Annotated in this window: 12 protein-coding genes and 1 riboswitch; of the genes, 6 read left to right on the top strand and 6 right to left on the bottom strand. The window is 48.0% G+C overall.

Translation table 11 applies throughout. From position 1 onward, the window contains the following. Positions 1 to 315 precede the first annotated feature (315 nt). The 3 genes from mgtE (at position 316) to NC796_RS23165 (ending at position 3145) form a co-directional block, all read left to right on the top strand. Positions 316 to 1698, top strand: coding sequence for a magnesium transporter (mgtE, locus tag NC796_RS23175; protein ID WP_310688200.1), 1383 nt, complete (start codon positions 316 to 318; stop codon positions 1696 to 1698). 131 nt (positions 1699 to 1829) lie between these two features. Further along, positions 1830 to 2678, top strand: a complete 849-nt coding sequence (locus NC796_RS23170; protein WP_310688199.1) for a thymidylate synthase — start codon at positions 1830 to 1832, stop codon at positions 2676 to 2678. Further along, positions 2675 to 3145: a dihydrofolate reductase gene (locus tag NC796_RS23165; RefSeq protein WP_310688198.1), complete on the top strand. Its 471-nt coding sequence runs from the start codon at positions 2675 to 2677 to the stop codon at positions 3143 to 3145. Before NC796_RS23170 ends, NC796_RS23165 begins: the two co-directional genes overlap by 4 nt. 370 nt (positions 3146 to 3515) lie before the next feature. Here NC796_RS23165 and NC796_RS23160 read toward each other — a convergent pair whose 3' ends face one another. From NC796_RS23160 to NC796_RS23135, 6 genes are all read right to left on the bottom strand, one after another. Beyond that, the gene (locus NC796_RS23160) at positions 3516 to 3677 is read right to left on the bottom strand and encodes a hypothetical protein (RefSeq protein WP_310688197.1); all 162 of its coding nucleotides are present in this window, start codon (positions 3675 to 3677) and stop codon (positions 3516 to 3518) included. Positions 3678 to 4600: 923 nt separating this feature from the next. Then, on the bottom strand, positions 4601 to 5608 hold the full coding sequence (locus NC796_RS23155) for an LLM class flavin-dependent oxidoreductase (RefSeq protein WP_310688196.1): 1008 nt from the start codon (positions 5606 to 5608) through the stop codon (positions 4601 to 4603). A 518-nt stretch (positions 5609 to 6126) separates the two neighbouring features. After that, complete coding sequence (locus NC796_RS23150; RefSeq protein ID WP_310688195.1) at positions 6127 to 7575, bottom strand: efflux transporter outer membrane subunit; 1449 nt, start codon at positions 7573 to 7575, stop codon at positions 6127 to 6129. 35 nt (positions 7576 to 7610) lie between these two features. Continuing rightward, positions 7611 to 10763 (bottom strand): efflux RND transporter permease subunit, encoded by a 3153-nt coding sequence (locus tag NC796_RS23145; RefSeq protein WP_310688194.1) that lies wholly within the window; start codon positions 10761 to 10763, stop codon positions 7611 to 7613. Positions 10764 to 10820: 57 nt separating this feature from the next. Next, positions 10821 to 12011: an efflux RND transporter periplasmic adaptor subunit gene (locus NC796_RS23140; RefSeq protein ID WP_310688193.1), complete on the bottom strand. Its 1191-nt coding sequence runs from the start codon at positions 12009 to 12011 to the stop codon at positions 10821 to 10823. Positions 12012 to 12080: 69 nt separating this feature from the next. Next, entirely contained in the window at positions 12081 to 12521 is a 441-nt protein-coding gene (locus NC796_RS23135; RefSeq protein WP_310688192.1) for a MarR family transcriptional regulator, read from the bottom strand. A gap of 192 nt (positions 12522 to 12713) precedes the next feature. After that, positions 12714 to 12959: riboswitch (cobalamin riboswitch) on the top strand. Positions 12960 to 13086: 127 nt separating this feature from the next. On the opposite strand from NC796_RS23135, the gene NC796_RS23130 reads away from it, so the two are divergent. The 3 genes from NC796_RS23130 to NC796_RS23120 all read left to right on the top strand — a co-directional run bounded on the left by NC796_RS23130 (position 13087) and on the right by NC796_RS23120 (position 20141). Next, on the top strand, positions 13087 to 15255 hold the full coding sequence (locus NC796_RS23130) for a TonB-dependent receptor domain-containing protein (protein ID WP_310688191.1): 2169 nt from the start codon (positions 13087 to 13089) through the stop codon (positions 15253 to 15255). Between the two features lie 563 nt (positions 15256 to 15818). Next, positions 15819 to 19442, top strand: a complete 3624-nt coding sequence (locus tag NC796_RS23125; protein WP_310688190.1) for a vitamin B12-dependent ribonucleotide reductase — start codon at positions 15819 to 15821, stop codon at positions 19440 to 19442. Between the two features lie 264 nt (positions 19443 to 19706). Continuing rightward, positions 19707 to 20141 (top strand): hypothetical protein, encoded by a 435-nt coding sequence (locus NC796_RS23120; protein ID WP_310688189.1) that lies wholly within the window; start codon positions 19707 to 19709, stop codon positions 20139 to 20141. Positions 20142 to 20253: the final 112 nt, after the last annotated feature.

Genomic DNA, 20253 nt, shown 5'->3' with positions numbered 1-20253 from the left:
AGTAAGGAGTTGATCTTTGACTTGTTGAGAGAGGTCGGGAAAGGTGAGTTTATCCATGATGTTTTATTCGAAAAATACAAAAACCCAATCACATTTACCCCTTTTATTTAGTGGTAATGACACTAGTGTTAATTGTCTATTTACCTCACTACCGGCAACTAATCACACTGGATCCTATACTTTGATTCCACCTCTACTTGGCTTAAATTCCCACCGTCATTAAATAAGGAATCGCATTCGTTACATTGGCGATTCAAAGGCTGAATGCCACCTCCACTGAACATCGATAATGAATAACCCGTAGTTAGGACTTTCATGATTGTCGATCTACTCAAGCCCGAGTTCGATGAACTGATCAAAAACAAAGACTGGGTCGCGTTGAAGGACATCCTGAATGACGTGCCGGCGGTAGATGTAGCCGAGCTCCTGGAGGGACTGGAAGCCCAGGTGGCGATTGTCATTTTCCGGTTGCTCAAAAAGCAAAAAGCCGCTGATGTGTTCACCTACCTGAGTTCACAGAAAGGCGTAGAACTGTTGGAAGTATTTACTGCCCAACAGCTCAGTGATGTGATGTCGAACCTGGAGCCGGATGAACGCGTGGCTCTGATGGAGGAGCTGCCCGGGCACCTTACCCAGCGCGTCATAAACTCCATGCACACCGAAGATCGCAAGCTGGTGCAGAAGCTGCTGGGCTATCCGGAGGAGAGTGTCGGCCGGCTTATGACTCCGCGCTACGTGAAAGTGCGAAAAGACTGGACCATAGCCAAGAGCATGGAGCAAATCCGCAAGTTTGGGCACAGCGCTGAGACGGTGAATGTGATCTATGTGGTGGATGAGCACGAGCACCTGATTGACGACCTTCGACTAAACCAGCTTATTTTGGCCGACCCGGAAGCCAAAATTGAGTCGCTGATGGATGAGTCCTTCGAGGCGCTCTCTGCTTTTGAAGACCAGGAGGACGCGGTAAAAATGCTCAGCAAGTACGATCGTGTGGCGATGCCAGTGGTCGACTCCGACGGCATCCTGGTAGGCATCGTAACGGTGGATGACGTGATCGACGTGGCCGAGGAGGAGACGACCGAGGATATGCAGCTTATGGCCGGTATGGATGCACTGGACGACTACTACTCGCAGACCTCCATCTTCGAGATGGTGCGCAAGCGGATCGGCTGGCTGATTATCCTTTTTGTCGGGCAGATGCTCACCGCCACCGCCATGGGAGCGTATGAGAATGTGATTGCCGGCGCGGTGTTTCTTTCACTCTTCATCCCGATGATTATATCCAGCGGCGGGAACTCCGGCTCGCAGGCCGCTACGCTCATTATTCGTGCGCTATCTACCGATGATATCAATATGGAGGACTGGAAAAAAATATTTAGACGTGAGCTCCTGTCCGGACTTTTTCTGGGTTTGTTACTCGGATTTCTGGGCTTTTTTGTAATATTGAGCTATGGGTACGCCGGCGGTTCTCCAATGAATACAGAGTTAATTTTAAGTGCGCTGGTAGTAAGCCTTAGTTTGGTGGGAGTGGTCCTGTTTGGAAACCTGAGTGGATCGATGCTCCCATTTGTACTCTCGAAGATGGGGCTGGATCCGGCTGTTACCTCGGCACCTTTTGTCTCTACATTAGTGGACGTTACCGGAATTGTTATATATTTTTCAATCGCGGTTGCGTTGCTGAAGGGTGTGACATTTTAAAAAATCTAGCAGAACAGAACGCTGATGAAACAGATTTTGCGGATTTGTTCAGACAAATGTCCCGTGATTATCTGTTTAATCCGTGTCATCCGCGTTCCATTTTGTTTTAACTAATAATTAAGACGATACTTATGAAGCAATATCTAGACCTGGTCCGTAATGTTTTGGAGAATGGGGTCCGAAAAGAGAACCGGACCGGCATCGATACGCTGTCCAGCTTTTCGGAATTCTACAAGGTGGACCTTTCCAAAGGATTTCCACTGCTAACCACCAAAAAAGTGTATTTTCGGTCAGTCGTCTTGGAGCTCCTGTGGTACCTTCGCGGAGAAGATCACATTCGCTGGCTACGCGATGAAAACGACTGCCATATCTGGGACGCCTGGGCGGATGAGGATGGGCATGTGGGACCGATCTATCCGGTGCTTTGGAGGAATTTCCCTTACTTCGAGGAAGAAGAACTTAGTTTTGAGGGTAATGCTTCCGACATTGTTCAAACCCAGCTCGTAAAGAAAGAGTTTGATCAGGTTCAGCGGGCGATCGATATGTTAAAGAATAATCCCAACAGTCGACGGATTGTCGTGAGCGCCTGGCATCCGGGCCTCCTGAAAAAGATGGCCCTGCCGCCCTGCCATCTGATGTACATCTTCAATGTCGCCGATGGTAAATTGAACTGCCACCTCACGCAGCGTTCAGGGGATATTGCCCTTGGTATTCCGTTTAACCTGGCGTGTTATGCGACACTGACTATGGCAATCGCCAATGAAGTGGGACTTGAATACGGAACTTTTGCCCACACCATTGTAGATGCCCATATCTACGAAAATCATATCGACGGCTTGAAAGAGCAGCTAACGCGTGAACCCCGAGAACTGCCCCGTCTTGAGATTGCTGATAAGCCGATTGATGAACTGACGTTCGACGATTTTATGCTGCACGACTACAATCCGCATCCTTCCATAAAGTTTGAGGTGGCGGTATGAAGTTAGCGCTGATTGCTGCGCACGATCCTAACCTGGTTATTGGCAAGGATGGCGACCTGCCGTGGCACTATCCAGAGGATATGAAGCATTTTAAGAAGACAACGATGGGACATCCCGTGCTGATGGGGCGGGGGGAGTTCGAAGAGCTTGGTGAAAAGCCGCTGCCTGGCAGAGAGAATGTCGTGCTCAGTCGAAGCAAAGAGTATGAGCATGTGCCTACCTTCAGTTCCATCGACAAGGCACTTGAATACCTTCAGGATCACGATCTGGTGTTTGTGATAGGCGGTGGAGAAATATACAAACAGACCATCGACAGGGCAGACAAGCTGGTGCTGACAGAAATCCACAAAGAATATGAAGGAGATACCTACTTTCCCGAATATAGAGATGACGTTAGCACGATTTGGAAAGAGACAAGAAGGGACGCGTACAGGGATTTTACAATTGTGGAATATAAACGGAAATAAAAAACAGTGTTACTAATCATGGTCACGCTGCATCAGTTTGCCCAATGATGTAACTGGATCAATGGTTACCGCATTCTGAGGCTGTCCAAAAAGTCACGTTCAACAATTAGATTCCTAAAAAATAAGGCCTATGGTTCCAATCGATCGGTTCAATCCTCCTGTCCTTCACGCCAGTGGGCGGACAAGCTCTTCTCCAAGAGCCTGCACCGACTACTGTCGGTGAGGAACTCTAGGATTACCAAAGGCACTTTTAAAGTCCCTCCCCGAAGGTATTCGGGACAGGCTTTGGAGCCGTGACCGACCACTGGCGGAAGAGGGATTTAGCTTGCTCTACGAAGCCTTGGCAAAGTTGAGGGAGATTGATATTACCTTAATTATTGAGGCACCCATTCCCCGGTTTGGACTTTTTGGGCAGCCTCATGAATTCGGCCCAAGCCGAAGAAAAGGGGATGTGCTGCTCTTCCCACGAGCCTGCAAGCGTCTGGCTGTGGCAGTAGCCTTTTTTATAGGGGTCGGGCAATAAGCTGCCCATCAGTTCAGTGGTGAAACTGTTTCAATATTGGCTACATCCCCCTGGCCCCCTTCGAAGGGGGAATTTTCCTGCCGGGCTCTTAGCAAAGGGGGATTTCTTATGCATCGTGTGGGCCATACCCTGAAAATGCCGTTTAACGCCTCTCAAAATTAAGTAGGTCTGCTAATTATAGTTAAGTAGGTCTCTTAATTATAATTATCAGACGCTTGTAATTATAAGGCCACACGCCGGCGACCGACATGCGGCTGTTTTGGGGTATAACATAACCTGTCAGGCGACCGTCAGCATGCTTTTGAGCCTGCCGGTGCGAAGTTCTTTCGTACTTATAAAGCTTGACCCGCACCTCCATGGTATTCTCCGCTGGCCAGCCCGTCGGGCAATCGGGTATCTCTGCCTGGAGGCCTGTTAAGGGTTAGATTGTTGCTGCCCGATTCTTCTTTTTACTTTTAATTTTCGCTCAGGTATTGTTCCTTTTTTGTGTGAACAAAAACGAACCCCAAAAATCACCGCCGTAGTAAATTGTCGCTGGGTTCACTCCACCTCCGCTAAAATCATTGAAACTCGAAACGCGGATCTCAAACAACAATGATTTCTTAAACGCTGTGGCTCCATTCCCTGTTTCCAGCGAAATTTACGTTAGGGCGGTGGAGATTTGTGACCTCGTACTTCCTTCGATCTTCTGATCAATAATTCAACATCTCCACACCAACGCCCCCACTTCATTTACCCGGGCGGCTCATAAATCGCCAAGGAGCAGTAACTTTTCACCTTTCGGCTTCGAACCTTGTTTTCAACAGCTCAACAACTCAACGTCTCAACAGTATACGCTTCCCTCCGTTTCCTCCCGGGCAGTCAGCTTTCATAAGGCTGGGGGAGGGGTAGAACAATACAGCCCGGGAACTCTCTCTCATTCTCATCCTGGTTTATTCACTCATAATTTCAGCAAAAAGGCGGTGTGATTTGAGTCGTTCGCGGTGATCATAGATATAAGTCGCAATCATAATCTCATCTGCACCCGTCTGCTCCAGGAAATCCGACAATCCATTCTTAACCGTCTGTTTGCTTCCGATAAACGAACAGGAAAGCATCTTCCGGATGGCCGCCCGCTCGTGCGAACTCCAAACGGTGCTCATATCATCAACCGGGGGAGGCATCGGCTTGCGTTCACCCGTGACCACACCCATGAACATCTGCTTCAGTGAAGTAGAGAGCCATTCGGCCTGCTCATCGGTATCAGCAGCAACTACATTCACACAAGGCATCACATACGGCTGGTCCAACTGTTTGGAAGGCGCAAAATTCTCCCGGTAAATACGGAGGGCAGGCATCAGTTGCTGCGGGGAGAAGTGGCTGGCAAAAACGTAGGGGAGTCCCAGTGCGGCGGCAAGGTGGGCGCTGTCGGTGCTGGACCCCAGGATCCAGATCGGGACCTCCGTCCCTTCACCGGGGAGAGCACGTACACTGCTGGTGCTGTTTTCCGCAGAAAGGTACTGTTGCAGTTTCTTCACGTTTTCCGGGAACTGTCGTACCGCCTGCATCCGGTCGGGGCGTATGGCTTGGGCGGTCGTTTGGTCGGTGCCGGGAGCACGTCCCAATCCCAGGTCGATGCGATCGGGATAGATGGTAGCCAGCGTGCCGTAGTGCTCAGCAATGATGAGTGGCGAATGATTCGGCAGCATTACGCCGCCGGAGCCGACGCGCAACGTTTGGGTCGCCTCAGCCACATGTCCCAGCAGCACGGAAGTAGCCGAGCTAGCGATATTCTCCATGTTGTGATGCTCGGCCATCCAAAAGCGTGTATATCCCAGCTCTTCCACGTGCTTTGCCAGGTCCCGGCTGTTCTGTATGGCACCGGCGGCTGTCTGTCCTTCAGTGACAACTGCCAAGTCCAGGACAGAGCATTTGATGTCATTTAGTTTATTTGAACTCATATCTCTTTTTTCGAGGATTGAATTTGGTTAATGTTAGTTCGATATAAAACCTGTCATTGCGAAGGATTCAGCGACCATCGGGAGCAAGCCCGCGGCAATCTCCTGATGTGGAAATAAAAACGGACGGGACCAAGTCGACCTTATTGTTGAGCTAACATGTATCAATAAAGCCTCCTTGCTATGACAGTATGCGTAATAGAACTCAGGTTGAATAGAAAATTAATCTACCGGGTAACATAACTGGTCGCCCGGTGGAGATCAGGGTAGTTGCCATTCGGCCTATGAGTTTGCGACCGAATGGATTTCCGATGGGTAACAGTTATTAGATATCTCCAAACAGATTTTCCTGTAAATACAAAACAATTCTGCCTCATCCATAGCGCGGGAATTAATTCCCGCGCAAGTGATGGGGCACTTTGATAGTTAATAGCCACTGTATGTGTAGCTCACACGGGATGTGGACCACACCGGATTCAGAGTTCTGCTTCATACTGTTTGATATCACTCACTACTCACTGCTATTCTTGTTTTTCAGCACTCACAGACGAATCATTCAATTCAGTCGATTTATCCCAGCCGCCACCGAGCGCCCGGTAAAGGCTAACCCCGGCTGTCAGCTGTTGGAGTTTGTCATTGACACTACCTAGCTGAGTGGTAAGCAGGCTTTGCTGTGCTGTCAGTACGTCGATATAGTTGGCCTCCCCGAATTGCAGGAGCTCCCGCGAGTATTCCACCGCATTTTCTAGGGCGTTCACCTGCTGCTCGCGCAGTTCTATTTTCTGTTCTGCATTCTGGAATTGACTCAGGGCATTTGATACTTCCCGCCCCGCATTCAGGATGGAGCTGCGCAGCTGCAGCAGCGCCTGTTGCTGCTGGGCTTTGCTCTGTTTGAGTCGCGCCAGGTTCCGCCCATTGTTGAACAGGGGCTGCGTAAGTCCGCCAATAATATTATAAAACACCGAGCCCGGTTGAAACAGGTCCTGTGTACTCAAGCTTTGGTATCCACCCTCTGCTGTCAGGGTAAAAGAGGGATAAAAATAGGCACGGGCATTGTTGGTCAGCTCAAAAGCGCTTCTGAAACTGTATTCCGCGGCCAGGATATCGGGGCGGTTGCGTAGCAGCTGGGCAGGTACGCCGGTAGAAAGCGAGTCGATCGGCTCTTGTTCGGCCAGGGAGCTGCGTTCAATGGTTCCGGGTGTGCGACCCAGCAGGATGCTCAGGTCGTTTTCCAGTTCGGTAATCTGCTGCTCAAATTCAGGAATGGTCACTTCTGCCGCGTATCTGTTGGCAATGCTCTGTTGTACAGAAACACCTGTCACCATCGAGCTCTCCTTCAGGCTCTTCACCGTTTCCACATCCTGCAGCCGATTTTCAACGGTTTTCCGGGTGATCTCAAGCTGCCGATCGAGTGCCAACAGCTGGTAATAGGCGTTGGCCACGTTGGCAATCAGGCTGGTTTGTATTGCCCTGTGAATAGCCTCGGTCTGCAAAAGGGCGGCATAGCTGGCTTTCTTGGCGCTGGTCAGCTTGCCCCAGACATCCAGCTCCCAGCTTGAGCTCAGCGAAGCGGTGTACTGCTCACTGGCTGGGATATTGGCTTGATTTGCATTATCTGAGAGCTCCCCGTAACCCACACTTCCATTCAGGTAGAGCGAAGGAAGCATGTTCATTTGGCCTTGGTAGAAATTGGCCTCGGCGACACGGATCTGCTGAATCGCGTCCTGCAGGTCCAGGTTGTTATTTAATGCTTCCCTGATCAGGTCGCGCAGCGTGGGATCTTTGAACACCTCCTGCCACGGCATGTCGGACAGCGTAGTGCTGTCCATCTCCACCCGGTCGAAAGGGTAGAGAGTTTCCGTTTCGGCCTGCAGATCCGGCTTTTTATACGGTTTTGTTGCGATACAAGACGACAAGAAAATCGTCAATAAAAGTGCTGCTAAAATGTTGGAACTCGACTTAAAGAGCATAGTCATATGTTATGAATCTCAAAATTCTTGGTTGATCAGGGCAGGAGAATTTCTTCTCTCTTCTTTTGTATGATCTCAGGTGGCCCGGAGAACTTCTCCTGCAGGTTTTGGAAAATGATGAAGAGCACGGGTACCACCAGCAGGCCCACAAACGTCCCGATAAACATACCACCGGCCGTTCCGATACCGATCGACTGGTTGGCGTTGGCATTAATTCCGGTTGCAAGGGCCAATGGGAGCAGTCCCGCGATAAAGGCGAAAGAGGTCATCAGGATGGGACGCAGCCGGGCTTCAGCTCCATCGATGGCGGCCTTGGCGATGCTCATGCCTTCATTACGGCGTCGTTGCAGGGCAAACTCCACGACCAGGATTGCATTTTTAGCCAACAATCCCAGCAGCATAATTGAGGATATTTGGAGGTAAATGTTGTTGGCCACACCAAAGATATTGGCAAAAATGAAGGAGCCGGCTAAACCAATGGGTAGCGGCAGGATCACGGCCCACGGGACAAGATAACTTTCATACTGGGCACTAAGCAGGAAGTACACAAAAATGAGACAGAGCGCAAAAATAATCAGTTCCTGTCCGCTGGCACTGTTTTCCTCCCGCGTTAAACCGGAATATGCATAAGAATAATTATCGGACATCTGGTTACTGAACACCTCTTCGATAGCTTCGATAGCATCACCGGAACTGTAGTCGGGATTGGTTGCTCCCGACACTTGCACTGAGTTAAACAGGTTGAACCGGGAGATGCTTTGTGGCCCGTACACTCGCTCCAGGTCTACAAATGAGCTTATAGGCGCCATTTCTCCCTGTCTATTCCTAATCGAAATGTTTTGCAAGCTTTCTGTGGAGCCCCGTGCCTCTGGATCGGCCTGTACAAAAACGCGGTAGAGTTTGCCAAAGCGATTGAAGTTGGAAATATATAATCCACCGTAATTCGCCTGCATCACATTCATGATGGACTGGGGGGAAATCCCGGAGCGTTTTGCTTTTGGCACATCCACGTTAACCATAAACTGGGGATAGTCGGTCTCAAAAAAAGAGCTGGCATATTGAATTTCAGGTCGTTTGGAAAGTGCCTGCTTTAGCTTTTGATTAGCCTCGGCAAGCTCATCGAACGAGCCACTGGACACATCCTGCAGGTTAACCGTAAATCCGCTGGTGTTCCCAAAACCTGATATAACAGGTGGAGAAAAGAATACAAAATCCGCCTCTTGAATTTGCGAGGTTTTTTGCTGCAGAGTAGTGATCACATCATTTACGCTCTGTTCACGCTGGTCCCAGTGTTTGAGTTTACCGACAACAAATCCGTATTGGCTGCCAGACCCACTCAGGAGACCAAAACCAGAAATAGTCAGCCGGGACTCAACTACCTCCATGTTTTCAAGGACGCCATCTACTTCTTTCAACACTTCCTCGGTTCTCTCAAGTGACGAAGAAGCAGGCAGGCTTATATCGGCAAAGAATACGCCCTGGTCTTCGTCGGGCACAAAGCCGGATGGCGTGGTCTGGAACAGGTAGCCAAACAACGCAATAGACCCAATAACGATAGCCACGGCTGCCCACGAGTTACGGGTAAAATATCCCAATACCTTTTTGTACCGGTATTTACCCAGATCAAACGCCGTGTTGAAGGCGATGGCAAATCGATCTGTTAACGTTTTCTCTTCACCAACATGTTTATGTTCGGGTTTAAGCACCAGGGCACAAAGGGCGGGGCTCAAAGTCAGTGCGTTAACAGCAGATATGATAATTGCGGTGGCCAGGGTGATGCCGAACTGCTGGAAGAATACCCCGGTTGATCCCGTAATAAAGGTTACAGGGATAAAGATCGCCGACATTACCAGGGTAATGGATACAATGGCCCCGGCAATCTCATTCATCCCATCTACGGCGGCCTCCATCCCGGAATCGGCACCCTCTTCGAGCTTGGCATGAATAATCTCAACGACGATAATCGCATCATCTACCACAATGCCAATTGCAAGCACCAGAGCAAAGAGCGTTAACAGGTTCACGCTGTAGCCAAACAGGTTTAGGAAAAAGAACGTACCGATAATGGATACCGGCACAGCGATGGCGGGAATCAGGGTCGATCGCCAATCCTGCAGAAACACAAACACCACGATAAATACCAGCGCAAATGCTTCAAAAAATGTAACAAAGACTTTGTCGATAGAAGCCGTTAAGAAGCTGTTGGCATCAAAAACCGTGGTATATTCGATGCCATCAGGGAAGGATTGTGAGGCTTTTTCTAGTTCGGCCTTTACATTTTCAACGACTTCCTGGGCATTGGCATCAGCCGTTTTGGAGATGGAAATACCGGCTCCCGGTCCGCCGTTGACCATCCTATTCACGGTGTACGACTGCGAACCCAATTCAACGTCAGCTACATCTTTGAACCGCAGTATCTCACCGTTTTCTGATTCTCCCCGAATGATAATATCTTCGTATTCAGGGACGGTCGAAAGTCGTCCTTTGTACTTCAGGGTATACTGGAAGGCTTGCCCGCTATTTTCGCCAATAGTTCCGGGCGCTGCTACAAAACTTTGCTCATTCAGCGCTGCGATAACATCGTTGGGCGTCAGGTTGTAGGAGGCCATCACATCGGGCTTCATCCAAATGCGCATGGCGTAGGCGCTGTTTCCAAAGGATTCTGCCGTTCCCACCCCGTTGATACGCTGCAGCTGGGGAATTACATTAATCCGGGCATAATTTTCGATAAAGGTGCCGTCATATTTCCCATTGGGACTATACAGTGTAAATATGAGGAGGCGACTGGTTTGCTGCTTTTGGGTCGTGACCCCGGCCTGGGTAACTTCCTGTGGCAGCAGGCTCGAGGCTTGGGCCACGCGGTTTTGCACATTTACCGCGGCGATATCGGGATCAGTGCCGAGCTCGAAAAATACCTGGATTTGCGCCCGGCCGTTGTCACTGGCTGTAGAACTGATATAGGTCATCCCCTCCACGCCGTTAATTTGTTCCTCGAGCGGCGTAACGACACTATTGAGAACCGTCTCGGCATTGGCGCCCGGATAGTTGGCGGATACCTGTATCGTTGGAGGCGCAATTTCTGGATAGAGGGACACCGGCAGCGCGTTGTATCCCAAAAATCCAAGAATGACAATAATGATGGATATGACCGTCGAGAGTACCGGTCGTTCAATAAAACGTCTTATCATTGTGGTGGAATTAGATGCTTAGATTTGTGAGAGACTTGATAGGGAATGGGTTGTGATTCACTGGTCCTGCACCGCCAATGCCTGGTACAGGCTGTCATTGTCTACCGGCTGAGGCTTAATGGTCATTCCATTCTGCATGCTGCCCATCCCGCCCGTTACAATTCGGTTGCCGGCCGCAAGTCCCTCTTCAACAACAAAAAACTGTTTTGAGGATAAGGGCAGGGTAGAGACTTCCGTACTTTCAATGGTATTGCTGTCGGTCACCGCATATACAAACCGTTTGTTCTGGATCTCGTAGGTGGCACTTTTTGGGATCACAATTGCGGAATTCCTCTGGTATGGAATTTGGACACTGCCCGTGCCGCCGCTCCGCAGGATCTCTTTTGGATTGGGAAACAGGGCCCGGAATGAGGCGGAGCCGGTCTCGGTATCAATGAGTCCGCTTGCCAGCCGCAGGGTTCCCTGGTGATTATAGACCGTGTTGTCGGCAAGCACCAGGTTGACATCGGGCATGTCAGTAATACGCTGTTGCAGGGTTTTGTTGCCGCCATCCCCGGCCACGGATTGTGACATTGTCAGGAGCTCACGTTCACTCATTGAGAAGTAGGCATAGACTTCCGAGATATCGGAAACGACTGTCAGTGGCCGGGAAATCGTACTGCTCACCAGGCTCCCGATCCGGTATGGGATACTGCCAATCACGCCGTCGGTCGGACTCTTTACGTATGTATAGCTCAAATTAACCCGGGCGTTTTCAAGGGCCGCCTGGGCTTGTGAAAGAGCTGCTTCCTGAGACTGCAGTTGGTTTTTCGCCGACTGCAGCCGGTAGTCGCTGATGATCTCTTTTTGTGCCAAGCTGCTCATTCGTTCCACTTCATCCTTGGCCGTTTCTACAGCAGCTTTGGCAGCTTCCACATCGGCCTCCGCTGAGCGTACTTCCTGCTCATACTGCTCACTGTTCAGTCGGAATAAAACTTGCCCTTCTTCAACAATGTCGCCTTCATCCACCGGCATTTCAACGATATAACCCTGCACACGGGGACGAATTTCCACGGTTTGGAGTCCCTCAAGCGTGGCGGGATAGCTAGCGGTTAATTCAATTGATTGTGGTTGTATTTCCAGCACGGGATAGGATTGCACCTGCTGGGCACCAGGTGGGCCCTGCTGGTTTGAACTGCTACAGGAAACAGCCAAAAACATGGCCACAAATAAACACAGGTTGATGGTTGTTTGGCGGTCTGATTTCATGGAATTATTTGTTTGGATGTGGGAATGATTTTAGTATTCGAGGCTAATATGTTGATGATATCAACTGTATCAGTCTGACATCGCTCGTTCGTATATTTCGGTTAGGAGAGATTCAAACTCTTTGAGTTTATCATTATCAATGGATTCGGTGAGTTCACTGTGCACTTTTTGATCCATTTCCCTGGCTTTTTGTAGTTCGTTCATTCCTTGTTTGGTAACCAGAAGAATCTTTCTTCGCTTGTCCTTTGGATCGGTAGCACGTGCAACGAAATGCTTCTCTTCAAGGCCATCAATATGCCGGAGTACCGCTGATTTGTCTCTATCGACGATTTCGGCAAGCTCTTTGAGGATGAGGCCCTCTTCGTTATCAAGAATATTGAGCACAAAGTACTGTTCCAGTGTAAGGGCAATCTCATCTTTAGTAAATCGCTTGGTGAGCATCCGTTTTATCCCTTTGAGGCTGTAAGCCATTTTACAGCCCAGGGTGATGCAGTATAGTTTCTGTTTCAAGGGTAACTTCTTAGTCTAAATTTCTAATGGGACCAAAGAAATGGGTATTAGTTGATATATGCAACTAAATTGGATGTAAAGAAATGTAAGGGATGTAAATTGCTTTCAATGGAACAGGAAACTGAGAATACTTAAAGAATCTGAAGGGAATAAATATAGTTTAAGCCCTTTGATTTATAACTCTTAGCCTGTATTTTCCCGGAGTGCATTGGTTCTCAAACTTCGAGTGTTAGAAGTGAGATTAAAAGGGAATCCGGTGATTCTGTATATGTAGTTTATACAGACAAATCCGGAGCATTCCCCGATGCTGTAATTCCCAGCTCTGAACCGTTCAGAGTTATGGGTTATTCGCTAGTAACCACTGTCCGAAAAAGACGGACGGGAAGGGGCGGATGACCGGGATAAGCCAGAAGACCTGCCAGTGCATCTGCATTCGTAGCTTTCGGGAGAAAAGCGAAGAATAAATGCGTGGTGCACAATTACCCGTGTTTATGCCCTTCTGGACTTTCCCAAAGGTGCGAATGATGTCTTAATCATCATTTGTAACCTAACTATTGGATAAAATATGCAATTCTCATATATAAGCAGGGCAGCTTTTACTGTCCTATTGTTATCGCTGATAGCCTTACCTCTGTCAGCTCAAATTGATACCTCGAAAACCTATACGCTGGAAGAAGTAATTATTAGTGCAAATCGCTGGGAGGAATCTGCCCGGAGTGTGGGGCGGAATGTAACAGTAATCAGCAGCGAAGAGCTACGGAATTCAACATACTATAGCGTGGGAGAATTATTGGCCGAACAGCAAAGTTTGCACATGGTGGGCGATGGACAGACGCCCGGTGCTGTACAGAGTGCATTTTTGCGGAATACAAATAGTAATCACGCTGTGATCATGATCGATGGTGTTCGAATCAGTGACCCCTCAACGGCAAGCAACAGCCCTGATCTTTCTGAACTTTCACTGGCACGGGTGGAACGCATTGAGATTGTGAGAGGGTCCCACAGTACCCTATATGGTTCATCGGCTATCGGGGGGGCTGTCAATATTATTACGCGAGGTTTCGGAACGCCCGGCTTTAGTGGGACTGTAGGGAGCAAACACGGGGTTTTTGGGAAAGGAACTTATTCAACTGCCAATCAGATTGATTTAAACTATACGACTCCGAGGGGATTTTATGCTGATTTTGGCCTTGCTCATGAGATGACTAATGGCCTTGATGCTACAATCGATACCGTACAAAATCCGCCGAGTTTTAATCCCCAAGACCAAGATGATTTTGATAAATTAGACCTTTCCGGTGAGCTAGGTTATAAAACGGATCGATTTGGATACTTTGTCTCCTACCGCAGGGAAGATCAAACCAGCGACGTTGATCAAGGTGCCTACAGCGATGCGCGGGATGCGTATACAAATTTTATGCGCGATTTCTTTGCTTATGGCGGTTCTTTTACGCTTTCTGATGATGTAGAGCTGAAATATAATGGGGCTTATTCCGATTTGGCCCGAGACTTTGTCAACGACTCATCTATCGTTGACCAGGCCGGAAATTACGACGGAAGCTACATTGAAAATAATTACGAAGGCTCACTCTGGGAAAATGAGTTGACCGCTCATTGGGAGTCCAATGCTATTTCGACAATCATAGGTATTGGAAATATCCAACAAACGATGAGTTCTCATACCTACACGTACCTAAGTTCATTCAATTATGAATCAGAAACCAATCTTGATTCGTTGGATCTAAAAGAGTCGATCAGCCATGCATTTATTCATACTGAGTTGAATGGTAGTTTGTTGAACAGTCAGCTGGAGTCGTTCTCAATGGGGCTGGGTAGTCGATTGGTCAATCACAATGAATTTGGCACTCATCTGACGTTTGAGCTGAATCCCAAAGTCCAGGTATCGCCATCATCATTAGTATATGGCGCCGTCACGTCCGGGTTTAATGCACCGTCATTGTACCAGTTGCACTCCCCGGCGATCTCACCAGGTTATGTTACTGACCGGGGAAATGAGAATCTTGAGGCTGAAAGCTCTATATCATATGAGGTGGGGTGGAAGCAGACCGTTGGATCTGCACTTCAATTAAATTTATCTTTATTCCGTACCAATGTTGATAATGTAATTGAATATGTATACATGTGGAATCCAGACAGGGAAGTTGCCAATTTAACATCTGCAGACTACCTGGGTGATACCTACCTTAATGCTTCAGAACAACAAATTAATGGTATAGAAGTTGGACTGGATACCAGAATAGGCAGTACTTTAACTCTGGGCGGAAACCTTAGCTATACGCATTCAACGTTGCAGTTCAATCCTGCCGATGTTGATGAGCAATATACTGAGGGTAGCCACGTGCAGATTTATGAGAGCGGAGAGTTTCTTACTGCTGAAAAAGAGATTGAATCTTTGACACGTCGCCCCAGCATTTCGGGTAATGTTTACCTGGCATGGCAGCTGTTGGAACCACTGCGAATTCAGGCGAACACCCGTTTTGTTGGAGAGCGTGACGACGTCTTTTATAGCTCAAATTTGGGGCCCTATGGCGCGCTCGACCGATCGAATGTAGACGGGTATAGTCTTACTGATATTAGTCTTCGTTACAACATCAGTGACCCCTTCGCTGTTATCGGGAAGGTGGAGAATCTCTTTGATACTGACTATACAGAAATAAACGGTTACAGAACAAAGGGGAGAGGCTTTTTCATTAAAGCCCAATACACTTTCTAGCCATCCTGTTACGTTATTTACTCCTCTTCTTCAATAATAAGGAGAGGGGTAATTTTTGCTTGTAATTACCGATAGATAATACAGGTAATATGCAAAATGAATTATACTATAAATATAAATTTTATCCTTCCCATAAAGTTATTTTCTAACAAATATTATAGTTTCTACTCAATTAGTATTTTACACCTATTAAATTTCTATAATATTCCAGATGTGGATAACTATGAGCATCGAAAATAAATACGAATAAAGCGAAAAGGTACACCTCGCTATATTTAAAAGGCCAAAATAGGTCTGAAGTTGGAAGAATATGTCTTGAAAACATATTTTAATTTTTGTTAAAAAGTAGCGCAAAATTCCATACAGCATCTTCTTTTAAAAGTTTATGAATTAATTGTTGATAACTCCTCTATTTTGTGGAAAAGTTTTCACCCTTTTGGCTTGCAAGGTATTTCTGCAGGTTTATATTATTGTAGAGCGACGTAGTTGATTAACATACCCCACATTGCGTTTCTAAAATAGTATCAATGGAAGAATCAAAGTTTAGTTAAAGGAGACTATCTATGAAATTTACTCGGTTCTACACCCAGGATGACTGGGATTCCCCCTTTGGAGATCTGAAATTTGTGTCCCGGAAGTCGGAAATAAAGAATCCCGACGGTTCGGTTGTATTCAAGATGGATGAGGTCATTGTGCCCAAGCCGTGGTCACAGGTATCTACTGATATTATTGCACAAAAATATTTCCGTAAGGCAGGGGTGCCAGCAGAAGTTAAAAAGGTTGCTGAAAAAGGTGTTCCCAAATGGTTGCAGCGTTCCCAGGCCGATGAGAAAGCGATGAAAGACCTGGATGATGATGAAAAATTTGGCAGCGAGCACGATAGTCGACAGGTTTTTCACCGACTGGCCGGGTGTTGGACCTACTGGGGATGGAAACATGACTACTTTGATTCTGAAAAAGACGCAAAAATATTTTACGAAGAACTTTGCTACATGCTGGCCCACCAGATGGCCGCTCCCAACAGTCCACAGTGGTTTAACACCGGACTGCACTGGGCTTATGGAATTAACGGACCGGCACAGGGACATTATTATGTAGATGGGAAAACCGGTGAATTGAAACAATCCGAGGATGCTTACACGCATCCACAGCCACACGCCTGCTTCATTCAAAGTATTGATGATAACTTGGTGAATGAGGGCGGCATTATGGACCTATGGGTTCGCGAAGCGCGCCTGTTTAAGTATGGCTCAGGAACCGGGTCTAACTTTTCTGCTATCCGTGGCGAAGGTGAACCGCTGAGTGGGGGAGGACGTTCTTCCGGACTCATGAGTTTCCTTAAAATTGGTGATAAAGCAGCCGGTGCTATTAAATCAGGTGGAACGACCCGCCGTGCCGCCAAGATGGTGACGCTGGATCTGGATCACCCGGATATCGAGGAATATGTAAACTGGAAGATGCACGAGGAGAAGAAAGTGGCCTCCATCGTGACCGGTTCCAAAATTTTGGAGCAGCACCTCAAAAAGATCATCAAGCTGTGCCACAAGCCGATTGAAATTGACGGCCGTACTTTTAACGGCGCTGCCAGTCGAGATCCACTGAAAAACAAGGAGCTGGGCAAGGCGATTAAGGAAGCCAAGAAGGATCACGTCCCTCTTAATTATATAGAGCGGGTCGTTCAGCTTGCAGAACAGGGATACACCGACCTCGAATTTGATACCTATGATACCGATTGGGATTCTGAGGCGTATGGCACTGTCAGTGGACAGAATTCCAACAACTCAGTTCGGATGCCCAACGACTTTATGAAGGCCGTCAAGGAAGATGACGACTGGAACCTGTACTGGCGAACCGAAAAGCGTGAAGCCGAAGAAGAAGGTCGGGAGCCGGAACCATCCAAAACAATTCGTGCGCGTGACCTGTGGGACGACATTGCCCACGCAGCCTGGGCTTGTGCTGATCCTGGTGCCCAGTACCACGATACGATCAACGAGTGGCATACGTGCCCCGAAGATGGGCCAATCAAAGCCAGTAATCCGTGTTCAGAATATATGTTCCTGGACAACACGGCCTGTAACCTGGCGTCACTCAACCTGATGAAGTACTTCAAAACAGATGAGTGCAAGGAGTTTGACGTCGAATCAATTCAGAATGCATCCCGCATCTGGACCGTCGTGCTTGAGATTTCTGTATTGATGGCGCAATTCCCATCCAAGGAGATTGCCGATCTCTCCTATATATATAGGACGCTCGGCCTCGGCTATGCCAACCTTGGGGCCGCACTGATGGTACAGGGTGTTCCATACGACAGTGACAAAGGATGTGCAATTGCCGGTGCCCTAACCTCCATGATTCATATGGGTGCTTATGCAACCAGTGCAGAAATGGCTGAAGAGCTCGGAACCTTTGAAGCCTACGAGCGCAACGAGGAGCACATGCAACGCGTGCTTCGCAATCACCAGCGGGCGGCCTACAATGTCGATCCCGATGAGTACGAAGGCCTTACCGTTAAACCTATGGGCATCGATGCGAGCATCTGCCCGGATTACCTGCTGAAGGCGGCACGGGCTGAATCTGATCGTGCTGTGAAGCTGGGTGAAAAGCACGGCTTCCGCAATGCACAGGTAACCGTGATTGCCCCGACCGGAACGATCGGCTTGGTGATGGACTGCGATACCACTGGAATCGAGCCCGATTTCGCATTGGTCAAATTCAAAAAACTTGCCGGCGGAGGGTACTTTAAGATTATCAACCAGAGTGTACCGAAAGCACTGAGTAAGATGGGATACAGCGCCGGTGAGATCGAGGATATCGTAAACTACGCCAAAGGGCACGGCACGCTGGACGGCTGTCCGAACATCAACGAGGAAAGCCTGCGTGAAATGGGCTTCGACGACGATCAGCTTGAGGCTATTGAAGAAGCACTGCCAAGCAGTTTCGATATCAAGTTTGCGTTCAACCAGTGGACACTGGGCGAAGAGTTCTGCAAAGAGGTGCTTGATCTTTCCGAAGAGCAGCTTGCCAATCCGCAGTTTGACATGTTGCGTCACCTGGGATACAGCAGTGAAGAAATCCAGGAAGCCAACGATTACGTCTGTGGAACGATGACTGTTGAAGGAGCGCCTCACCTGAAAGATGAACACCTGCCGGTCTTTGACTGCGCAAACCGTTGTGGTCGCATTGGGACACGCTATATCAAGCCGAAAGGCCATATTCGCATGATGGCTGCCGCGCAACCGTTTATTTCGGGCGCCATTTCCAAAACCATCAATCTGCCGAACGAGGCCACGGTCGACGACTTCAAGGATGCGTACATGGATTCCTGGGAGCTGATGCTGAAAGCGAATGCGCTCTATCGCGACGGTTCCAAGCTCAGCCAGCCGCTGAACAGCCTGAGCGATGTATTCGATGAGCTTGAGGATGAAGAAGATCTCGAAGCTGAGGAGGAAACCACGGCTGCCGCACAGGATGAGGTTGTGAAAACGGCCGAAAAAATTATCCACAAATATGTGGCCAGTCGCAAGCGTCTGCCCAATCGCCGAACGGGATACACCCAGAAGGTTAAAATTGGCGGACAGAGCGTTTACCTGCGCACCGGTGAATATGATAACGGTCAGATTGGTGAAATATTCATCGATATGCATCGTGAGGGCGCCGCATTCCGCAGCCTGATGAACTGCTTTGCAATTGCTATTTCACTTGGATTGCAGCACGGTGTTCCGCTTGAAGAGTTCGTTGATGCCTTCACCTTCACCAAGTTTGAGCCCAGCGGCACGGTGCAGGGGAATCCTCATATCAAGATGACCACGTCGGTAATCGACTACATTTTCCGAGAACTTGCGGTTACATACCTGGGTCGCGATGACCTGGCCCATGTTCCGGCAGAGGAGATCCTGACACGCAAACTGCGACCCTCAGAGAAAAAGGAAGAGGAGCAGCAGGATCCAACCAAACGGCAGAAGATGGAGCCGAATCCCCAACCCAAAACGGAACCGGTCACAGGAACACCGGAATCAACGCAACAGGCTCCGACTGAAACCGAAGGGGATTACGAAAGTGATTATGAACGGGCCAAACAGCTCGGTTATACCGGCGACTCCTGCCCTGAATGCGGAAGCATGACCATGATCCGGAATGGTACATGCCAGAAATGTATTACCTGTGGAGCAACAACAGGATGTTCCTAGTTCATTTGAATAGATTAAGCTTATGCCTGTCGGTTATCTGCCGGCAGGCCTTAAGTATTTAAAATAGTTGAAGTTAGGGGCTTCTCGCGCAGTTTTTTGAAAAAAAAATTTGAGTTAGGGGAAAATAATTTTTTGTTAATTAATTATAATGTATGTAAAATTGCTGAAGTTTCTATTTTGTAGTTTTCGTTGGTAAGTGTAGAGTATATCGTCACTCGATAAACAAAAACAGGCTACATTTATATTAATGGGGGGACAAAAACCATGTATACAATATTATCATCCGGAAAAGCCAATCCAGTTACCAAAAGGACAAAAAAGGGCAGCGAGATGTATCCTCTTCAAAACCTGATCGACATTATTTTTGTGCAGTTGAAGCATTTAAAGTCACAGAACCCCAATGGTTCGGTGTTAAACGAGATTATAGAACGTACAGAAATTGTGGCTTATAATATTCAAAATAATGAGCGTTCAATCTTATCCACTAATTATATCAAGGATTACCAGAGGAATCTTTGGCAGCAGCTTGCCGAGCTAAGGGATGCCGAGCACGGGGATGGGAATGAATTTGACCTGAAAGAGCAAAAAACGTTGTTCTATAATCTCTTCAAGTACATGGACAGGGTTGTTGGGGACCTTTCAAAATCGTACCATTCAAATGGACTGGTAACTTTCCAAAATCAATATAACTTAAGCTAGTCTGACTGAGTCTATTTCGCACACATCGGCGTCAGTATTATCCATTTGGATGTTTAGTTTGTTGAATAAGTTGCGTATTGTTTGTTGGTGATTTAAAAAAACACATTTGCTA

Source organism: Aliifodinibius sp. S!AR15-10, from assembly GCF_031569985.1.
Classification (GTDB): Bacteria; Bacteroidota; Rhodothermia; order Balneolales; family Balneolaceae; genus JAMQKA01.
This window is presented reverse-complemented; position numbering and strand designations above follow the sequence as displayed.

Excerpts from the sequence above, each read along its gene's own strand:
- mgtE (WP_310688200.1), top strand. The coding sequence starts at position 316 with ATGATTGTCGATCTACTCAAGCCCGAGTTCGATGAACTGATCAAAAAC.
- NC796_RS23165 (WP_310688198.1), top strand. The coding sequence starts at position 2,675 with ATGAAGTTAGCGCTGATTGCTGCGCACGATCCTAACCTGGTTATTGGC.
- NC796_RS23140 (WP_310688193.1), bottom strand. The coding sequence starts at position 12,011 with ATGAAATCAGACCGCCAAACAACCATCAACCTGTGTTTATTTGTGGCC.
- NC796_RS23150 (WP_310688195.1), bottom strand. The coding sequence starts at position 7,575 with ATGCTCTTTAAGTCGAGTTCCAACATTTTAGCAGCACTTTTATTGACG.
- NC796_RS23160 (WP_310688197.1), bottom strand. The coding sequence starts at position 3,677 with ATGGGCAGCTTATTGCCCGACCCCTATAAAAAAGGCTACTGCCACAGC.
- NC796_RS23155 (WP_310688196.1), bottom strand. The coding sequence starts at position 5,608 with ATGAGTTCAAATAAACTAAATGACATCAAATGCTCTGTCCTGGACTTG.
- NC796_RS23125 (WP_310688190.1), top strand. The coding sequence starts at position 15,819 with ATGAAATTTACTCGGTTCTACACCCAGGATGACTGGGATTCCCCCTTT.
- NC796_RS23120 (WP_310688189.1), top strand. The coding sequence starts at position 19,707 with ATGTATACAATATTATCATCCGGAAAAGCCAATCCAGTTACCAAAAGG.
- NC796_RS23170 (WP_310688199.1), top strand. The coding sequence starts at position 1,830 with ATGAAGCAATATCTAGACCTGGTCCGTAATGTTTTGGAGAATGGGGTC.
- NC796_RS23145 (WP_310688194.1), bottom strand. The coding sequence starts at position 10,763 with ATGATAAGACGTTTTATTGAACGACCGGTACTCTCGACGGTCATATCC.
- NC796_RS23130 (WP_310688191.1), top strand. The coding sequence starts at position 13,087 with ATGCAATTCTCATATATAAGCAGGGCAGCTTTTACTGTCCTATTGTTA.